General features: G+C 58.5%; 16 protein-coding genes and 1 pseudogene. 3 read left to right on the top strand and 14 right to left on the bottom strand.

Translation table 11 applies throughout. The features are described from left to right. Both ACGYLO_RS21060 and ACGYLO_RS21055 read left to right on the top strand, forming a co-directional pair. Positions 1 to 210 (top strand): hypothetical protein (locus ACGYLO_RS21060; protein WP_394377333.1); only part of this gene is annotated, 210 nt, incomplete at its 5' end. An 81-nt stretch (positions 211 to 291) separates the two neighbouring features. Then, positions 292 to 2382 (top strand): protein-disulfide reductase DsbD family protein, encoded by a 2091-nt coding sequence (locus ACGYLO_RS21055; RefSeq protein WP_394377334.1) that lies wholly within the window; start codon positions 292 to 294, stop codon positions 2380 to 2382. A gap of 2 nt (positions 2383 to 2384) precedes the next feature. Here the strand turns inward: ACGYLO_RS21055 and ACGYLO_RS21050 are convergent. From ACGYLO_RS21050 to ACGYLO_RS21035, 4 genes and pseudogenes are all read right to left on the bottom strand, one after another. Beyond that, positions 2385 to 3105, bottom strand: a pseudogene (locus tag ACGYLO_RS21050) (MauE/DoxX family redox-associated membrane protein). Positions 3106 to 3173: 68 nt separating this feature from the next. Continuing rightward, positions 3174 to 4124, bottom strand: a complete 951-nt coding sequence (locus ACGYLO_RS21045; protein WP_050686576.1) for a DUF305 domain-containing protein — start codon at positions 4122 to 4124, stop codon at positions 3174 to 3176. 119 nt (positions 4125 to 4243) lie between these two features. Beyond that, on the bottom strand, positions 4244 to 4633 hold the full coding sequence (gene cueR / locus ACGYLO_RS21040) for a Cu(I)-responsive transcriptional regulator (RefSeq protein WP_394377332.1): 390 nt from the start codon (positions 4631 to 4633) through the stop codon (positions 4244 to 4246). Positions 4634 to 4642: 9 nt separating this feature from the next. Beyond that, positions 4643 to 7153 carry a heavy metal translocating P-type ATPase gene (locus ACGYLO_RS21035; RefSeq protein WP_043847201.1) on the bottom strand — a complete coding sequence of 837 codons (2511 nt, stop codon included), beginning with the start codon at positions 7151 to 7153 and terminating at the stop codon, positions 4643 to 4645. A gap of 146 nt (positions 7154 to 7299) precedes the next feature. On the opposite strand from ACGYLO_RS21035, the gene ACGYLO_RS21030 reads away from it, so the two are divergent. Next, positions 7300 to 7494 carry a heavy-metal-associated domain-containing protein gene (locus ACGYLO_RS21030; RefSeq protein WP_043847225.1) on the top strand — a complete coding sequence of 65 codons (195 nt, stop codon included), beginning with the start codon at positions 7300 to 7302 and terminating at the stop codon, positions 7492 to 7494. 8 nt (positions 7495 to 7502) lie between these two features. Here the strand turns inward: ACGYLO_RS21030 and ACGYLO_RS21025 are convergent, their stop codons facing one another. The 10 genes from ACGYLO_RS21025 to ACGYLO_RS20980 all read right to left on the bottom strand — a co-directional run bounded on the left by ACGYLO_RS21025 (position 7503) and on the right by ACGYLO_RS20980 (position 15546). Beyond that, on the bottom strand, positions 7503 to 8222 hold the full coding sequence (locus ACGYLO_RS21025) for a DsbA family protein (RefSeq protein WP_043847202.1): 720 nt from the start codon (positions 8220 to 8222) through the stop codon (positions 7503 to 7505). Continuing rightward, entirely contained in the window at positions 8222 to 8716 is a 495-nt protein-coding gene (locus tag ACGYLO_RS21020; RefSeq protein ID WP_005619169.1) for a cytochrome c, read from the bottom strand. The genes ACGYLO_RS21025 and ACGYLO_RS21020 overlap by 1 nt, the downstream gene beginning before the upstream one ends. Next, complete coding sequence (locus tag ACGYLO_RS21015) at positions 8713 to 10101, bottom strand: multicopper oxidase family protein (protein ID WP_050686572.1); 1389 nt, start codon at positions 10099 to 10101, stop codon at positions 8713 to 8715. Before ACGYLO_RS21015 ends, ACGYLO_RS21020 begins: the two co-directional genes overlap by 4 nt. Before the next feature lie 16 nt (positions 10102 to 10117). Then, on the bottom strand, positions 10118 to 11008 hold the full coding sequence (locus ACGYLO_RS21010) for a cytochrome c (protein WP_009824485.1): 891 nt from the start codon (positions 11006 to 11008) through the stop codon (positions 10118 to 10120). 4 nt (positions 11009 to 11012) lie between these two features. After that, positions 11013 to 11612, bottom strand: coding sequence for a cytochrome c (locus ACGYLO_RS21005; protein WP_009824484.1), 600 nt, complete (start codon positions 11610 to 11612; stop codon positions 11013 to 11015). Positions 11613 to 11617: 5 nt separating this feature from the next. Next, a complete protein-coding gene (locus ACGYLO_RS21000; RefSeq protein ID WP_005619178.1) occupies positions 11618 to 12076 on the bottom strand; it encodes a cytochrome c in 459 nt (152 codons plus the stop codon). After that, entirely contained in the window at positions 12076 to 12648 is a 573-nt protein-coding gene (locus ACGYLO_RS20995; RefSeq protein ID WP_043847205.1) for a L,D-transpeptidase, read from the bottom strand. The genes ACGYLO_RS21000 and ACGYLO_RS20995 overlap by 1 nt, the downstream gene beginning before the upstream one ends. Before the next feature lie 128 nt (positions 12649 to 12776). Continuing rightward, a complete protein-coding gene (locus ACGYLO_RS20990) occupies positions 12777 to 13370 on the bottom strand; it encodes a L,D-transpeptidase (RefSeq protein ID WP_005619183.1) in 594 nt (197 codons plus the stop codon). Between the two features lie 17 nt (positions 13371 to 13387). Beyond that, positions 13388 to 14830 carry an ATP-binding protein gene (locus tag ACGYLO_RS20985; protein WP_050672446.1) on the bottom strand — a complete coding sequence of 481 codons (1443 nt, stop codon included), beginning with the start codon at positions 14828 to 14830 and terminating at the stop codon, positions 13388 to 13390. Beyond that, positions 14827 to 15546 (bottom strand): response regulator, encoded by a 720-nt coding sequence (locus ACGYLO_RS20980; protein ID WP_050672447.1) that lies wholly within the window; start codon positions 15544 to 15546, stop codon positions 14827 to 14829. Before ACGYLO_RS20980 ends, ACGYLO_RS20985 begins: the two co-directional genes overlap by 4 nt. Between the last annotated feature and the right edge of the window lie 36 nt (positions 15547 to 15582).

Below are 15582 nucleotides of genomic sequence, written 5' to 3'. Positions count from 1 at the left end.
TCTTCTTCCTTCTCTCAATTGCTAAGCGTTCAACTAAGTCATCCGCATTTGGTTTCAATTTCCAGCGCTGGAAGGTTGGAGGCCGCGGTTGCGATTGAAATGTTCAATGAAGAAAAAAGCTTCTATTGGCCTTCCTGCTACGAACGCGGACTTCGTCGCGTTATTCTCGCAGCGGGATGGCTTCACAAACGACATTGTATCCGTTTGTAAAGTTGACCAACCGGGAGATGCAGCCATAGAGGTGCTTCGGATTTCGATCTCGGGACAAGGGTGGAAGCGAGCCAAAAGATGATGCGAACCACGTTGCGCCTATTCTTCCTTCTCATGGCTTGCCTTTGGGCCTCCATGGGCTTTGCTGCATCGAGCGATACCTACGAGAATTCAACAATCACGGCCCGGCTCATCTCCGTTGAAAATGGGGTCGCGGAAACCTCCAGAACCCTTTCCCTTGGCCTGGATGTCGAGCTGGCCGAGGGCTGGAAAGCCTATTGGCGTTCGCCCGGCGAGGTGGGTCTGCCGCCTGAAATTTCATGGGATGGATCGGAAAATCTGGTGAGCGCACAGATGCTCTGGCCCGCGCCTGAGCGCTTCACGGCATTCGGCATCGAGAATTTTGGCTACAAGACCCGTGTCGTCCTGCCCATTCAGGCAGTTCTCGAAACTGCGGGCCAGTCCGCAACATTGCAGGCGCGTGTTTCATTGCTGGCGTGCTCGACTGTCTGTGTGCCGCATGATTTCGATCTCGCACTGACAATTCCGGCGGGCACCGGGATTGACGCGAAGGCGGCGGGCCTGATTTCGGAGTATGCCCAGCGGGTGCCGCTTGGTCCCGAAGAGAGCGACATCATTGTCGAAACGGCGGTGATCGCGGATGATGCGCTTTATGTGACGGCGCGCAGTGCGAATGCCTTTGTGAAGCCGGATATCTTTCCGGAACTGGGGCCGGAATTCACCTTTGGCAAACCGGACATCCGAACCGATGATGCGGGAACAGCCCTTTGGGCCAAGCTGCCTCTTCTCGCGCAAGGGGAGGATCCGCCGCCCCTGCAACTGACTTTGACCGATGGATCACGCGCGGTGACAGCGCAGCCCGCTTGGTCAGACCGCATCCCGGGTGCACCATTCGAGGTTATGGCGAACCTGCCGGATCTGACGCAAATCCTGGCGATTGCGGCCTTTGCCTTTCTTGGCGGTCTGATCCTGAATGTCATGCCCTGTGTTCTGCCTGTCCTGTCCATCAAGCTGACATCGGTTCTCAATCATGGAAACAAGCCAGCGCACGAGGTCCGGAATGGGTTCCTGATGTCGGCGCTTGGCGTTCTGGTGTTCATGTGGGCCCTCGCCGCAATCATTCTGGTTCTGCAATCCGTCGGCGTCACCGTTGGGTGGGGCCTGCAATTCCAAAGCCCTGTTTTCCTGACCGTCATGTTTCTGGTGCTTGCCGTGTTCTCTGCCAATCTGTTCGGGGTGTTCGAAGTTTCATTGCCCTCCGGGTTGCAGTCACGGCTGGCCAGATCAAGCGGTCGCGACGGGTATGGCGGAGATTTTGCAACAGGCGCCTTCGCGGCGGTGCTGGCCACGCCCTGCTCGGCCCCGTTTTTGGGGACAGCGGTTGCCTTTGCCCTGTCCGGGCGCCCGATTGATGTCATTCTCGTTTTCACGGCTCTGGGGCTTGGGCTCTCCCTGCCCTATCTGGTTCTGGCGGGGAAGCCTGGTCTGGTCCGGTTGTTGCCCAGGCCGGGACGTTGGATGGTTGTCGTCAAATGGGTGCTTGCCGGTCTTCTGGCCGGGACCGCGATCTGGCTGCTCTGGGTACTGATAGGGGTGGCGGGTGGCCGGGTGGCCATGACCGTGCTGCTTATGACGAGCCTTTTCATTCTTCTCGCAACAATACGTTTGCCGGGCAGATTGACGCGCCCGACAGCGCTGGTGGTGGTTGCTGTTCTCAGCCTTCTGGTGCCGACGGCGCTGACAATCCCGCCGCAGACGAGAGCGGTGGGCCAGGACTGGGTCGCGTTCGATCGCTCCGAGATACCGAAACTGGTGTCGCAGGGAAAAACCGTCTTTGTCGACGTGACCGCAGACTGGTGCCTGACGTGCAAGGCCAACAAGACGCTGGTGCTGGACCGTGCGCCCGTGGTCGACCAACTGCGGGGTGATAATGTCGTTGCGATGCGGGCAGACTGGACTAGGTCCAGCACTGACATTTCCCGGTATCTGGAAAGCCACAACAGGTTTGGCATCCCGTTCAACATCGTCTACGGGCCAAACGCGCCAGACGGGATCATCCTGTCCGAGGTTCTGACGTCCGAAGCCGTTCTCGACGCGCTGAGCAGGGCTGCACTTGGCGACCCTGTGACCGCTTTGAAAACGGATGGTTAGGCCTAAAAGAGGCCCATCGCACGCGCCGACATCCAGACGCCCATGAATATCATCATCAGGTTTTCGGTCAGGGACACGAAACCCAGCGGCACGTTTGAACCGCCGCCCACGCAGGCGCACTTGATCTCGCGCTTATCGATGTAGACGGCCTTGAAAACTGAAGCCGCTCCGACCGTACCGATGAACAGTGCAACAGGCGCGCTGATCCAGACCAAGGCACCGGCGACCATGAGAATACCGGCAAGTGCTTCGCCGAAGGGATAGACATAGCCATAGCGCACCCATTTCTGGGCAAGCAGATCGTAGTTCAGAAACATCGTGGAAAACGTCTCGACGTCCTGCAGTTTTTGAACAGCAAGAAAGCTCATCGAGATCGCGATGAACCACTCGAATGCCCGCAGCGTCAGGATCGAACCGTAAAACGCCCAACTGAGACCAAGCGCCATAAGGAATGCGACCGCGAATATCGCAATGACGGGTTGATAAGTCGTCTCGTCGTCATCCTTTACGTCCTGGCCGAAAAATTCCCTCAGCGCGTCATAGCCACCAATTCTTTCATTGCCGATAAAGGTCTGCGGAGTCGTTTCGACACCGTGTTCTTCCATGAAAGCATCCGTTTCCTCGCGGGTGTTCAGAGGCCGGTCCTCAATCGAATACCCCTCCCGCTCAAGCAGGTCCTTCGATTTTCAGCCCATAGGGACAAACATGCTCCTCCATCACCATTCGGTACAAAACCGCCGTCTTCGGGGTGGATTTTGCCTCTCTCGTCATGACGCGTTCCTTTAAATCCTTTAACCGTTGCAGGTCCAATACCCGGTAAATCCGACAGTCAGAGGCGTCTCTCCCGTCAATTCAAACAGCAGGGTGGCGTCTTCACCGTCCGCGTCACCCGGCGCCAGCGTGAATTGGCCACCATCGGCAGACAGGACGCCACCGGACGTCACTGTGTCTTGCGACGTGAAGTTGACCAGCGATCCGGATATCTTGGCGACGCCGTTCCCCGCCCCGTCCGTGACCAGAATGGGATCGGCGTTCACGGCGCGAATGAAACGGCATTGTCCGTCGGACCCCAGTGCGCGTGTTATTTCTTCGGCTTTGAGCGGTGCAGGACGGATTCCGGCAATCACCGGGGTTGCAATCGCTTCTTGAAGCCCCTCCATTTCAGCCGGACCGTCCGCTTCACCAAGTGGCCATTCAGGACCGGCTTCGCCATTTGCCTCAATGTCATCTATGAGGAAACGCATTTCGGAAATTTCGCGGTTTTGCGCCGTCACAATTTCCGAAGCCAGCGCCTCGACCCTTGGATCTGTCAGCTCGGCCCGTTCGCTTGTCATGATCGCAATGGAGTGGTGCGGAATCATCGCGCTCATCCAGCTTTCGTCCTGAATGGTCTCCTGGCTTCTCACGAGCCAGAGCGCGCCGGCGAACATCACGACAGACCCGAGAATGATCGCGGCGTTGACGCCCTTGTTCTTGTACATGTTCAACATGAAAAGGAGCATCACGGTCGCCATCGTCGCGCCCATGATGAACGTCATGTAAAATCGGGTTTCGCTCCAGTAGACATGTTCGAAGGAGTACGAGTTGATGTACATCAGGCCGAACATGATCGCAGTCGATGTGCCGACCATCGCCAGAAACCGGCCATAGGATGAACCTGAATGGCCTCCCGAATGTGCTGCACCTTCACTTGAACGGGTATCGGACCCGCCACGAGATTTCCCGATCGCATCTTCAGACATCTGATCTCTCCATCATGGATTCTATTTGTGGAGGAACAACATTCCAGCGCTGGAGGGTTTCAAGACGATATATCGAAACGGCATGAAACCCCATAAATGTCTGGCCCAGGCATCGTGCGTTACGGGTCTTTGGCCAGATCTTTCAGGATTGGACAATCGGGGCGGTGATCGCCCTGGCAGGCGTCAACGAGGTGAGCCAGGGTCTCTCGCATCGACTTGAGCTGGGCGATTTTTTCGTCAACGGCGGCCAGATGCTCTTGAGCGACAGCCTTGACCTGTGCACTTTCCCGCGTCTCATCTTCATAGAGATCAAGCAGCGTGCGGCAGTCTTCGATCGAGAACCCGAACGTCCTGGCGCGACCGAGAAATGCGATCTTGTGGATGTCGCTGTCGCGAAAGGCGCGATAGCCGTTGTCGCTGCGCAAAGGCCGGACAAGGCCGATGTCTTCGTAGTAGCGGATTGTCTTCGCTGGCAAACCCGCGCGTTCTGATACTTCTCCGATGTTCACACCTGTCTCCTATTCTGCGGGCTGCGTTGCGAATTTCGTCTCCGCGTCGTGGGGCGGATCCTGTTCCGACATCGTCGCCTTGATCCGTCGCAGCCGCAGCGCGTTGGTCAGAACCGACACGGAGGACAGCGCCATGGCCCCGGCGGCAAACACCGGCGACAGGAGCAATCCAAAGGCCGGGTAAAGCGCGCCCGCCGCCACAGGGATCAGCGCGACGTTATAGCCAAAGGCCCAGATAAGGTTCTGCCGTATGTTGCGCATGGTCTTGCGCGACACGTCGATGGCATTCACCACGCCGCGCAGGTCGCCCGACATCAACACCACGTCGGCGCTTTCGATTGCGACATCCGTGCCGGTTCCGATGGCGATGCCGACATCGGCATGGGCCAGCGCTGGCGCGTCGTTGATGCCGTCTCCGACAAAGGCGATCTTGCTGTTCCCTTGCCGCAATTCGTCCAGGGCGGCGACTTTTCCATCCGGCAACACCCCTGCAATAACATGGTCGATCCCGACCTCGCGGGCGATGGCATCTGCCGTGGCCTTCTTGTCTCCGGTGATCATCGCGACCTTGATCCCTCGATCATGCAGAGCTGCGATCACTTCGGCGCTGGAGGATTTGACCGGGTCTGCCACGGCAATCACGGCCGCCAGGGATCCGTCCACCGCAGCATAAAGCGCGGTGCGTCCCTTTTCGGCCAAGGCCCTTTCGCGGTCTTCCAGCGGGCTGGTGTCAATGCCCTGCTGCACCATGAAGCGATCCGCACCGACATGAACCTTGCGGCCCTGGACAAGCGCCTCGACACCGTAGCCGGTCACGGACCGGAATTCCGTCGCATCGGGCCAGGACAGGCCTTCGCTCTTTGCGGACTGCACAATGGCCTCTGCCACCGGGTGCTCAGACTGCGCCTCGACAGATGCGATGAGGGCGAGTGTCTCTGCCCGGTCAAAGCCGTCGGCCGTGATGAGGTCTGTCAAACTGGGTTGCCCTTGCGTGACCGTCCCGGTCTTGTCCAATGCGACAACGCCAACTTCATCCAGATGTTGCAGCGCATCTCCCTTGCGGAAGAACACCCCCATCTCAGCCGCGCGTCCTGTCCCCACCATGATCGAGGTGGGCGTGGCCAACCCCATGGCGCAGGGGCACGCAATGATCAGAACGGAGACACCCGCCACAAGCGCAAAGGTCAGAGCCGGATCGGGACCGACCAGCAGCCAGACAACCACAGTCGCAAGCGCCAGAACCAGAACGGCAGGCACGAACCACATGGTCACGCGATCCACTAGGCCTTGGATCGGCAGCTTGGCCCCCTGAGCATCTTCGACCATGCGGATAATCTGCGCCAGCGTGGTATCCGCCCCGACTCGCGTCGCCGTTATGGTCAGGCTCCCGGTGCCGTTCACCGTGCCGCCGGTCACCGGTTCGCCAGCAGCCTTTGGCACGGCGAGGGGTTCACCGGTGATCATGCTTTCATCGACGTTGCTTGATCCTTCTGTGACCTCGCCATCGACAGGCAGCCTTTCACCGGGACGCACGAGGATCTGATCGCCGATCCGCAGTTCCTTGATGTCAACCTCGGTCGCCTGCCCGTCACGCAGGACCCTGGCTGTCTTTGCCTGCAGACCAAGAAGGGCCTGAATGGCTGCACCGGTCTTGCCCTTGGCCCGCGCTTCAAGCCAGCGACCCAACAAGATCAGAACGACAATAACCGCCGCTGCTTCGAAATAGACGGCGCGCACACCGTCAGGCAGCACCTGAGGCAGGAAGGTCGCGACTACGGAATAAGTCCACGCCGCCCCGGTTCCCAGTGCGACAAGGCTGTTCATATCCGGGGCACGCTTGATCAACGCCGGAATGCCCTTCGCAAAGAACCCCCAACCCGGTCCGAAAAGAACCACCGTGGCAAGCGCGAATTGGATCAGCCATGACGTTTGAATGCCGATTGTGCTCTCAATCAGGCCCTCAAAGCCGGGTATGGTATGTTTTCCCATTTCCAGAACGAACACCGGCACGGTCAGGATCGCGGCAAGGATGACACGGCGCGCCAGCGCGTCGGCTTCTTCTGCCTTGCGGTCCGATCGGTCCTCGTGCGCATCGCTCTGCGCAATCTCGGCCGGGTACCCCGCCTCCGTACTGATCCGGGCAATCTTTTCCGGGGTGATGGCATCTGGCAGATACTCTACCACAGCCGTTTCGGTTGCCAGATTGACCGCCGCATTCAATACGCCGGGTGTCCGTACAAGCGCCTTTTCAACCCGACCGACACAGGACGCGCAGGACATGGCGTCTACGTTCAATGTTACGCGCCCCGTCCGTGCCGGGTATCCGGCGTTCGAGAGGGCCGTGACCGCCACGCCCGTGGTGGCCGGATTATCCATCTGAAATTGAGCCGTTTCGTTCACAAGGTTGACACTGACGTTCGAAAGGCCCGGAACCTCGTTCAAAGCCTTCTCAACCCTGCCCACACAAGACGCACAGTTCATGCCGGAAACGGATAGACGTATCGTATTGGGGTCGGTCATGAGGGCCTCCTCGGTTGAACTTACCCTGATATAGGGCTTCCAGTTGCTGGAAGCTCAAGAGAGTATCTAATTTTTTTTGATATTTGCTTGACCTTCCTCCCGATGGAACGACCAAGTCTGAGGTTGTACCAAAAATGGAGGCCTTCATGATTTTTTCCGTCCCGAAAATGAGCTGTGGACACTGCACATCCGCTATAGAAAGCGGCATCAAGGCAAAGGATCCATCAGCCGTTGTCACGGCCGATCTGGACCTTCGCCTTGTCACTGTCCAAAGCACATTGGAACAGGCGACCGTGCGGCAAGCCATCGCTGACGCTGGCTACGACGCTTCAGCCGCGTAGGATTGTCCTTATTCGGCGGCCCGTGCCTGATCGACAAGCTCGATCATCTGGTCCGCCTGGATCAGGCCCGGCGCAAGACTGTCGCCGATCACAAATGAAGGTGTGCCACTGAACCCCAGAGATTGCGCAAGCCGCATGGAAGTCTGTATGTGTTCTTCGATTTCCGGTCCGTTCATGTCGCGACGCAACTGTGCAACATCGAGGCCGATGTCTTCCGCAGTGCGGAGAATCGATGCTTCCTCTGCGCGTTCCTTCAGTTGCATCATGGCCCAATGAAACTCTTCATATTTGCCCTGGTTTCGGGACGCCAGCGCCGCGCGGGCGGCAAAAACCGACCCGTCCCCCAGAATGGGCCATTCCCGGTAAACGACCCTGACGTTGGGATCAGCAGCGAGCAGGGCCTCCATTTCAGGTTTAACCCGGCGGCAATAGGGGCAGTTGTAGTCGAAGAATTCGACAACCGTGATATCGCCATCCGGATTGCCCAGAACGGGCGCATTGGGATCATTTTCAAGCGTGGCTTTTTCCGTATCGAAAACCTGCGCTGCGGCTTGCGCCTGCAACGCCTGCTGTTGCTGTTCGAACAACTGCGCGGCCTCGAACACGATGCCCGGATTCTCGCGGATGGCTTCCAGCACCAGTTCCTTGATCCGGTCTTCGTCCATGCCGTCTGCAATCGCAGCGATCGGAAGCATTAACAGTGCGGTGGTAGCCAAGAATCTTTTCATTATCCGTCTCCTTGTGAGGCAATATCCTGGGCCGTGCGCTCGGCTTGCGTGGCGCGTTCACGCTCCGGCCATGTTGACTTGATGTATGCGAGGATGTCCCAGATTTCCCCGTCGCTCAGTTGGTCGCCGAAACCGGGCATGCCGCTGTTGAAGTCAACGCCTTGCGCCGCGAGAACCTCGGCGCCCCCCAGCTTGGTGTAGGCGAACAGCATGCTGTCCGCGTGGTGCCAAGTGTGGCCGCTTGCATCATGCGGCGGTGCGGGCAGGCTTCCGTCATCACGCGGACTGCGCCAGTTTTCTTCACCTTCCAGATTTGCGCCATGGCACGCGGCGCAATTTTCGGCATAGAGGACTTCGCCCGCGGCCACATCGGCTGAGGAGTTGATGAGGTTTTCCGCCGTATGGTCGGTTCCGCCGGACCGGGTCCACAGGAATATGGTAGCCACCGCAACGGTAACTACGCCCAACGCAAGATAGACGGATCGCGGGGTCATCCAACGACGATCTTGGTCATCATGCCCGAAGCCGCATGCGACAGCATGTGGCAATGTAGCAGCCATTGGCCCGGGTTGTCCGCCACAAAGGCAATCTCGCGCGTCTGACCCCGTTCAAGAAGGGTCGTGTCACGCAGCGGTCCGAGGGTGCCGTTTTCGGCGACCTCGTGGAAGTGAATGCCATGCAGGTGCATCGCGTGCGGAAACGCCGTGTCGTTCACGATCTTCAATCGTACATTCTGGCCGCGGTCCAGCCGCGCAAGGGGATCACCGTTGATCCCGTCCACTTTGCCGTTGAACGACCAGAAATACCCGGCCTCGACGATCTCGCCGATCGGCTTGAGTTCGCCCCCAAGGGAAGCGGACCTCATCCGCCCCATGGCACCGCCTTCCATACTCAGGCTGAGCATCGTGGCTTCACTCAAGTCGACCATCCTGTGGTCGTTCGGCGGCAAGGCCAAAGGCGCGTCTCGACGATTTTTCGAGCCCCACTCAACGACCTCGAATGTAACCTGGCTGAAGGCCTCTTCCCGGCCGAACTGAAGAATATGAGCCGTTTCACCAACATCCGCGACCACATCGACGATCAGGTCGATCCGTTGAGCCGGAGCGAGGATCATCGGCTCCGTCACCTTAATGGGTGCAGCCAGGGGCATGCCGTCCAAAGCAACCGCCCAACCGTCAAGGCCTTCCAGCCCCAGTTGGAAATTGCGCGCATTGGCAGCATTGATCAGCCGCAAGCGCAGTCTTTCGTTCTTGCGTGCACTCAGGCCCAGATTGAAGGTTCCATTGGTCGTCAGCAGGTTGCCGATGCGCCCTGCGTGGCTGAGATCATGAGGCGCTCCGAAGTCGTCTTTGATCTGCGCGGTTTCGGGGTCAATAAGCCAATCATCCAGGATCAGGACTTCCTCGCGATCAATGTCGAGAGGCTCGGCCTCTTCCACGATCAGTGCACCGTAAAGCCCTCTGCCCACCTGCTCAAACGACCTATTATGGGCATGGTACCAATAGGTCCCGGCATCCGGGACAGTAAAGTCATAGTCGAATGTTTCCTCCGGCTGGACCACATCCTGTGTCAGGCCGGAAACGCCGTCCATCGCATTGTCGATGCGGATGCCGTGCCAATGCGTCGACGTTCCCTGAGAAAACCGGTTGACCAATCTGCGCTGGACACGCCCCCCCTGCGCCACGCGAATCTCCGGACCGGGTGAGCCGCCGTCAAAGCACCAAAGCGATGTCTTGCCATAGTTGCCGGGCAGCAGCTGCACGTCGCTTTGCTGGGCTGTCAGGGTCGCGAATGGCGTGCCCGCAAATCCAGTGCTGGCCGACAGACCACTGAACGCAGCAGATGTTGCCAGAAATTGGCGGCGATTGAGCGTGATCATTCGTGGGTTCCCAAGATTATGATTTGTTGTCCAGCAGGTAGGTGGCCATCGCATTCAGGTCTGCGTCGCTCAGAAAGCCCGTGCCATAGCGCACGACTTCGGCCATTGATCCACCAAATACGTCGCCAGACGGCGTTATGCCAGATCGCAATGCATAAGCCATATCGTCTGTTGTCCAGCCTTCGGACACAAGATCGCGCGTCCGGATCGAAGGTGCTTTGCCACCTCCCGGCAAGGCGTCGTTGCCGGAAAACCTCTTCGATACTATGCGTGCGCCTGCAAAGTTCCGCGTTGTGTGGCAGGCAGCACAATGTGCCGCCCCGTTGACCAGCAGCTTGCCCCTGTTCCAAGCATCGCTTCGGTCCGCCTCTGGTGCGGTGTCAGGCTTTGTCAGAAAAGCCGCCCGCCAAAGTTTCATCCCCCATCGCTGATCGAACGGAAAAGGCACCTCATGGGACGGGGTCGGCACATTCACGGCTGGCACGGTCTGGAACGCGGCCCACAGATCGGCAATGTCCTGATCCGTGTAATTTGCATAAAACGGGTAGGTGAAGGTGGGATAATAGGGGTCTCCGTCCGGGGAAATTCCCTGCCTTACCGCTTTTGCAAACTCTTCTACTGTCCAGCCGCCAATCCCGAATTCGACATCGGTGGTCAGATTTGGCGGATAGAATGTCCCGAAATCGGTCCGGAGTGGCGCTCCTCCTGCCAATGGCGCCCCGCCAGCTTCAAAGTTGGTGTGGCACGCAATGCATCCACTGGCGCGCGCCAGATACGACCCCCGCTGGGCATCGCCTTGCAGGGTCAGGTCCGAGACTGGCGCACCGATCGGCCAGGCTATCGTTGCCGCGACAACGCCGATGCCGCCGACGACCCCCGCACCGATGATCCAACGCCACCACCGCATCTGATCACTTGTCCTCTTTGCGGAACTTCTGGTGGCAGGCCGAACAGGTCTGGGCGACCATCGCGAACGCACGGTCGGTCGGCATGTCCGCAAACATCTCGGTCGTCATGGGAAGGTCCGATCCCATCATGCCCCCTCCCATTGCAGGCGCGGACCCGCCACCCATCATCCCGTCAGTGGCGCCGCCCATCATTGATTCGCTACCGTTGCCCTGTGCTGCGGCCAACCCATTGCCTGCGCTCAACTTCAATCCTTCGGCGGCTGTTCTCAACTCTTGCGCAAGGGCCGCGAACTCTTCGCTGTTTTCCCAGACCGACGGCAACGCCTTGGACACTCCGCCACCCGAGCCTTCAGGAAACAGTCGCGTCATTTGCTCACCGGCATGGCCGATCATCGCGCCAGCTTCCCTGCGGACGACATCGGCGTCATAAGGTACCTGACCCCGCATCATGGGTGATAGCGTCTTGAGTGTTTTGGCCATCGCGGACATGCCCTGCATCCGCTCCAGCACCACGCCGGTTGCTCCGGAATGCGCCAAGGCAGCAACGCCGGTCGTCCCGATCGCAATGGCAGTAATCCATATCTTCATGTTCAAGTTGGTCATTCCTGTCAATTGATCCCGTTGGCGCGCTGAAGTTCCCGCACATATGCAACAACCATCTTCACATCGCCGGGCGTGACGCCTTCAACTGGCGGCATATTGCCAAACTTCCAATGGTGCGCTCTGACACCTTGTTTCGCGGCAAGCAAAAAAGCGGCGTCACCGTGATGGCTCGGTTCATAGATCTTGTGGACAAGCGGCGGTGCCACGCCATTCTGTCCGGCAGCATTCGCACCGTGACAAGCGGCGCAAGCGCCATCGAAAACACGCTTTCCCAATTGGGCATTTGCTGAGAATTCAGCAGGCACAACCACGTCTGCAATCGGCGCGCCCTCTTCCGTCTGCGAAAGATCAGGCGTTGTCATTGTGTGGCCGGGCATCGAAGACGATGGCTGCAATTGCTGCCAGATCACAACCGCGCCACCGACGACAAAAAACGCCGCAATCAGGATGCCGGACTTCGACATCAGATTAATCGTACCTGCGTGCCGACCGGTGTCCTTTCGAACACCTCGATGATTTGCTCGTTGTAGAGACCGATACACCCGCTTGAAGAGCGTCTTCCGATCTTGCGCGTATCATGGGTGCCGTGAATCCTGTAGTACGTCCAACTCAGGTGCAGGGCACGGACGCCCAACGGGTTATCCGGCCCGGGCGGCATATAGGCTGGCAAAGACGGGTCACGTTCGCGCATGGAGGGTGTAGGGGTCCAGTCAGGTTCGGGGTCCTTGAACGTGACTGTCGTGTAGCCGCGCTTTGTCAGCTCGTCAGACAAGGGAACCGATGTCGGATAAATGCGCATTTCGCCATCGGCCGTCCAGTGTTGCATCACGCGGGTAACGGTGTCTGCGATGATGATACCCTTGTCCAAAGCGTCAAAGTGGTCTTGCCAAGCGTGTGTACGAAACGATGAGATATTCCTTCGGACACTGGTTTGATCCACCTGCGCACGCAGGATGGACGGGGCCGCGAAAGCTGCCGATGCGGCACCTGCCGTGAATGCTCGACGCGTTACACGTGTTTGCTTGCGGGTCATCATATGGCCTCATGTTGTTGTCTGCCTATCCACTAGACTACCCGCCTGGTCGCATTTCATGAACAGTCCGGGGCCTGATATTATGTAACGATATGTATCCCGGCCAACGGACACGTCTTCGCGCTGCTGCCTCAAACCTCGATGGGTTTCAGGACAACACGCGTGTCGAGCGGGACCTTCTCATAGAGTTCGATGATCTGATTATTGGTAAGCCTTGCACAGCCGTTTGAGACACGTCGACCAATCGTCTTCGGATCCGTTGTGCCGTGAATTCTCAGGTAGGTGTCCCCACGCCCTGGCTGGTAAAGATACAAGGCGCGGGCACCGAGTGGATTGTTCAGCCCACCGGGCACACCGCCCGCAAAACGAAGATATCGGTCAGGATCTCTGGCTATCATGGCGGGTGTGGGCGTCCACCGCGGCCACTTTTGCTTGCGCGCGACATAGAACTCGCCGGATTCATAGAGCCCCTCCCGGCCAATTCCGACGGTATACCTGATTGCCCGATTGTTCGGCAAAGTCCAAAATAAAGCGAACTGGTTCGGATCGACATGTATTTCTCCCGGTTTGTCTGCCTCGGTGAACGGAACCTGGCGCGGCAACTGCTCCGGGGGCACCACAGATGGCCCGACGCGCCGGTCGTGCTCTGCGTCACTATGCGCGAATGCTGTTTTTCCACTCACCGAAAGAGCTGCAACAGAAGTCAGGAAATATCTTCGTTTCATATACTTGCCTCACTAAACTAGTCGGGTTTGAGGTGACGAACAACCCGCGCCATATGTGGCGAGCCTTCCTCTTTCGGGGCTGACTCGGCGCTTTGTTTGACGGGCAGCGTGATTTCAGCGCGCAGACCCCCATCAGTGCGGTTTTTCAGTTCGATAGAACCACCGTGCTCAAGGATGATGCTGCGCGCAATCGACAGCCCCAGGCCATGACCGCCGGTATCCTGTGATCGCGACGTCTCGAGCCTGACATAGGGTCCGAAAACAGCCTCCAGCTGATTGTCGGGAATACCGGGCCCCTGATCGTCGATGGCGACCACTACCTCACTGCCCATGCGTTGCCACGAAACCCTGGCCTCACTCCCGTAGCGGATCGCGTTCTCAATCAGGTTTCTCAACGCGCGCCCCATCGCGCTTGGTTTCACGGATACGATGAGTGGACCTTGGCTGGTCACCTGAACCTTGTCCAAGCCCATACCAGTGATCAGATCGTGCAAATCAACCGATTGGACCTCTTCATGCTGTCCGACGCCCTTCGCGAAATCGAGGGTCGCATCGACCATCCGTTGCATCTCTTCACTTGACGCCACCAAGGACGTGCGCGTGTCTTCGTCGTCCACCATTTCGGCCCGCACCCTAAGCGCCGTCAAAGGCGAGCGCAGATCATGCGCAAGCGCTGCAAGCATCTGGGTCCGGTCACTGACAAATCGCGTCAGGCGATCCTGCATGATGTTGAATGATCGGGTCAGATCCCGAACTTCCTTCGGCCCTACGACCGGCAGATCGCCCTTGGCGGCGCCGCGACCCAGACGTTCGGACGCAGTCGCGAGATCGTTGAGTGGTCCGGTCAATCGGGACAGGAGAAACCAGAAACTTGCAACCAGCAGAAGTCCCGCAGTCAGTGCAAAGGATATGTTGGACGCCAGCGACCTTTGCAGAGGCGGCCGTTCGAACCGCGTCTCGATGTTGAGCCAATTCCCACCGGACAGCGCAATGGACAGCTCCATCTCGATGGCCGCAAGGCTGCCCTGCATCATTTCGGCGTGCATTTGCGCCATTTCCGGTGACAGGTTCGGAAGGGGCAGCAGACCTCCCTCGATTTCATGAACCTCAACCCGGATATCCCGGCTGTAGCTTTCCTGAAGCAGTGCCCGTATCCGCGCTTCGACCGCTCCACCGTCATCGTGTTGTCCGTGTGCAACCGACGGCTCGTCTGTAAGGTCGAACCGTACGAGCGGAGACGTTGCCGCGCGGACGATCTGGGCATGCAATTCCGGGGGTGCGCCTTCAATCAACTGTGCGACATTTGCGGCCCTTCCGGCGGCTTCGGCACCGATGGCGGCCTGAATGGCTAACGAGCGTTCATCAACGAAAAACCAAAGACTCAGAGCTTGCGCGAGGATCAAGACACCGAGGACCAGAAGGGCAATCTGTGCACGCAACGTCCGCGGAAGCAGCTTCATTCGCAAATCTCGACATCGCAGGAAAGACTATACCCCCCATGCCGGACAGTCGCGATGATCTTCGGGCGCAAAACGTCCTCTTCCATCTTCCGGCGCAACCGGCTCACCTGATTGTCGATGGTTCGGTCCAATGGACCGGCGACCCGGCCGGTGCTCAATTTGAGCAGCTCGTCGCGGCCAATGACCGTCCTTGGCCTTTGCAGGAACAGGGTCAGGAGTTTGAGTTCACCGGATGTAAGTTGCGTACGCGAACCGCCTTGGTCAATCAGTGTGCGGCCATCGAAATCCAGCTTTAGGTGTGCAAACTTCAACGTTTTCCCCGCAAAACCATTCGGTTTTGGGATCAGCTGCGTCCGACGCAATATCGCGTTGATCCGCGCCACCAGTTCCTTGGGATTAAACGGCTTGGCGAGATAATCGTCTGCCCCGCCATCCAGACCCGCGATGCGGTCTTCGTCGTCACCCAATGCGGTCAGCATCAGGATCGGAATATGCCCTTCCTTGCGCAATCGCCTGCACGCGGACAGCCCGTCTTCCCCCGGCATCATCACATCGAGGACAATCAGATCGAAATGCGCTTCCGCCAGCCTTGCGTCCATCTCAACTGCATTTTCCGCCGCTGAAGCACGCATGCCGTTGCGTTCCAGATAACTGGTGACGGATTTCCGAATCTCTGAATGGTCATCGACGACAAGGATGCGTGGCAGATCGCTCATGCCGCCAACATAGTCATTTTCACCAAGGGACGCCCA

The organism is Sulfitobacter sp. 1A13353, from assembly GCF_043557255.1.
Classification (GTDB): domain Bacteria; phylum Pseudomonadota; class Alphaproteobacteria; order Rhodobacterales; family Rhodobacteraceae; genus Sulfitobacter; species Sulfitobacter faviae.
Note: the sequence above shows the minus strand (reverse complement) of the source record. Positions and strands in the feature narration are given on the sequence as shown.

Bases quoted from the DNA above. Each gene is read 5' to 3' on its own strand.
- ACGYLO_RS21035 (WP_043847201.1), bottom strand. From the start codon at position 7,153: ATGACCGACCCCAATACGATACGTCTATCCGTTTCCGGCATGAACTGT.
- ACGYLO_RS21000 (WP_005619178.1), bottom strand. From the start codon at position 12,076: ATGTCGAAGTCCGGCATCCTGATTGCGGCGTTTTTTGTCGTCGGTGGC.
- ACGYLO_RS20995 (WP_043847205.1), bottom strand. From the start codon at position 12,648: ATGATGACCCGCAAGCAAACACGTGTAACGCGTCGAGCATTCACGGCA.
- ACGYLO_RS21055 (WP_394377334.1), top strand. From the start codon at position 292: ATGCGAACCACGTTGCGCCTATTCTTCCTTCTCATGGCTTGCCTTTGG.
- ACGYLO_RS21005 (WP_009824484.1), bottom strand. From the start codon at position 11,612: ATGACCAACTTGAACATGAAGATATGGATTACTGCCATTGCGATCGGG.
- ACGYLO_RS20980 (WP_050672447.1), bottom strand. From the start codon at position 15,546: ATGAGCGATCTGCCACGCATCCTTGTCGTCGATGACCATTCAGAGATT.
- ACGYLO_RS20985 (WP_050672446.1), bottom strand. From the start codon at position 14,830: ATGAAGCTGCTTCCGCGGACGTTGCGTGCACAGATTGCCCTTCTGGTC.
- ACGYLO_RS21045 (WP_050686576.1), bottom strand. From the start codon at position 4,124: ATGTCTGAAGATGCGATCGGGAAATCTCGTGGCGGGTCCGATACCCGT.
- ACGYLO_RS21020 (WP_005619169.1), bottom strand. From the start codon at position 8,716: ATGACCCCGCGATCCGTCTATCTTGCGTTGGGCGTAGTTACCGTTGCG.
- ACGYLO_RS21015 (WP_050686572.1), bottom strand. From the start codon at position 10,101: ATGATCACGCTCAATCGCCGCCAATTTCTGGCAACATCTGCTGCGTTC.
- ACGYLO_RS21010 (WP_009824485.1), bottom strand. From the start codon at position 11,008: ATGCGGTGGTGGCGTTGGATCATCGGTGCGGGGGTCGTCGGCGGCATC.
- ACGYLO_RS20990 (WP_005619183.1), bottom strand. From the start codon at position 13,370: ATGAAACGAAGATATTTCCTGACTTCTGTTGCAGCTCTTTCGGTGAGT.
- ACGYLO_RS21030 (WP_043847225.1), top strand. From the start codon at position 7,300: ATGATTTTTTCCGTCCCGAAAATGAGCTGTGGACACTGCACATCCGCT.
- ACGYLO_RS21025 (WP_043847202.1), bottom strand. From the start codon at position 8,222: ATGAAAAGATTCTTGGCTACCACCGCACTGTTAATGCTTCCGATCGCT.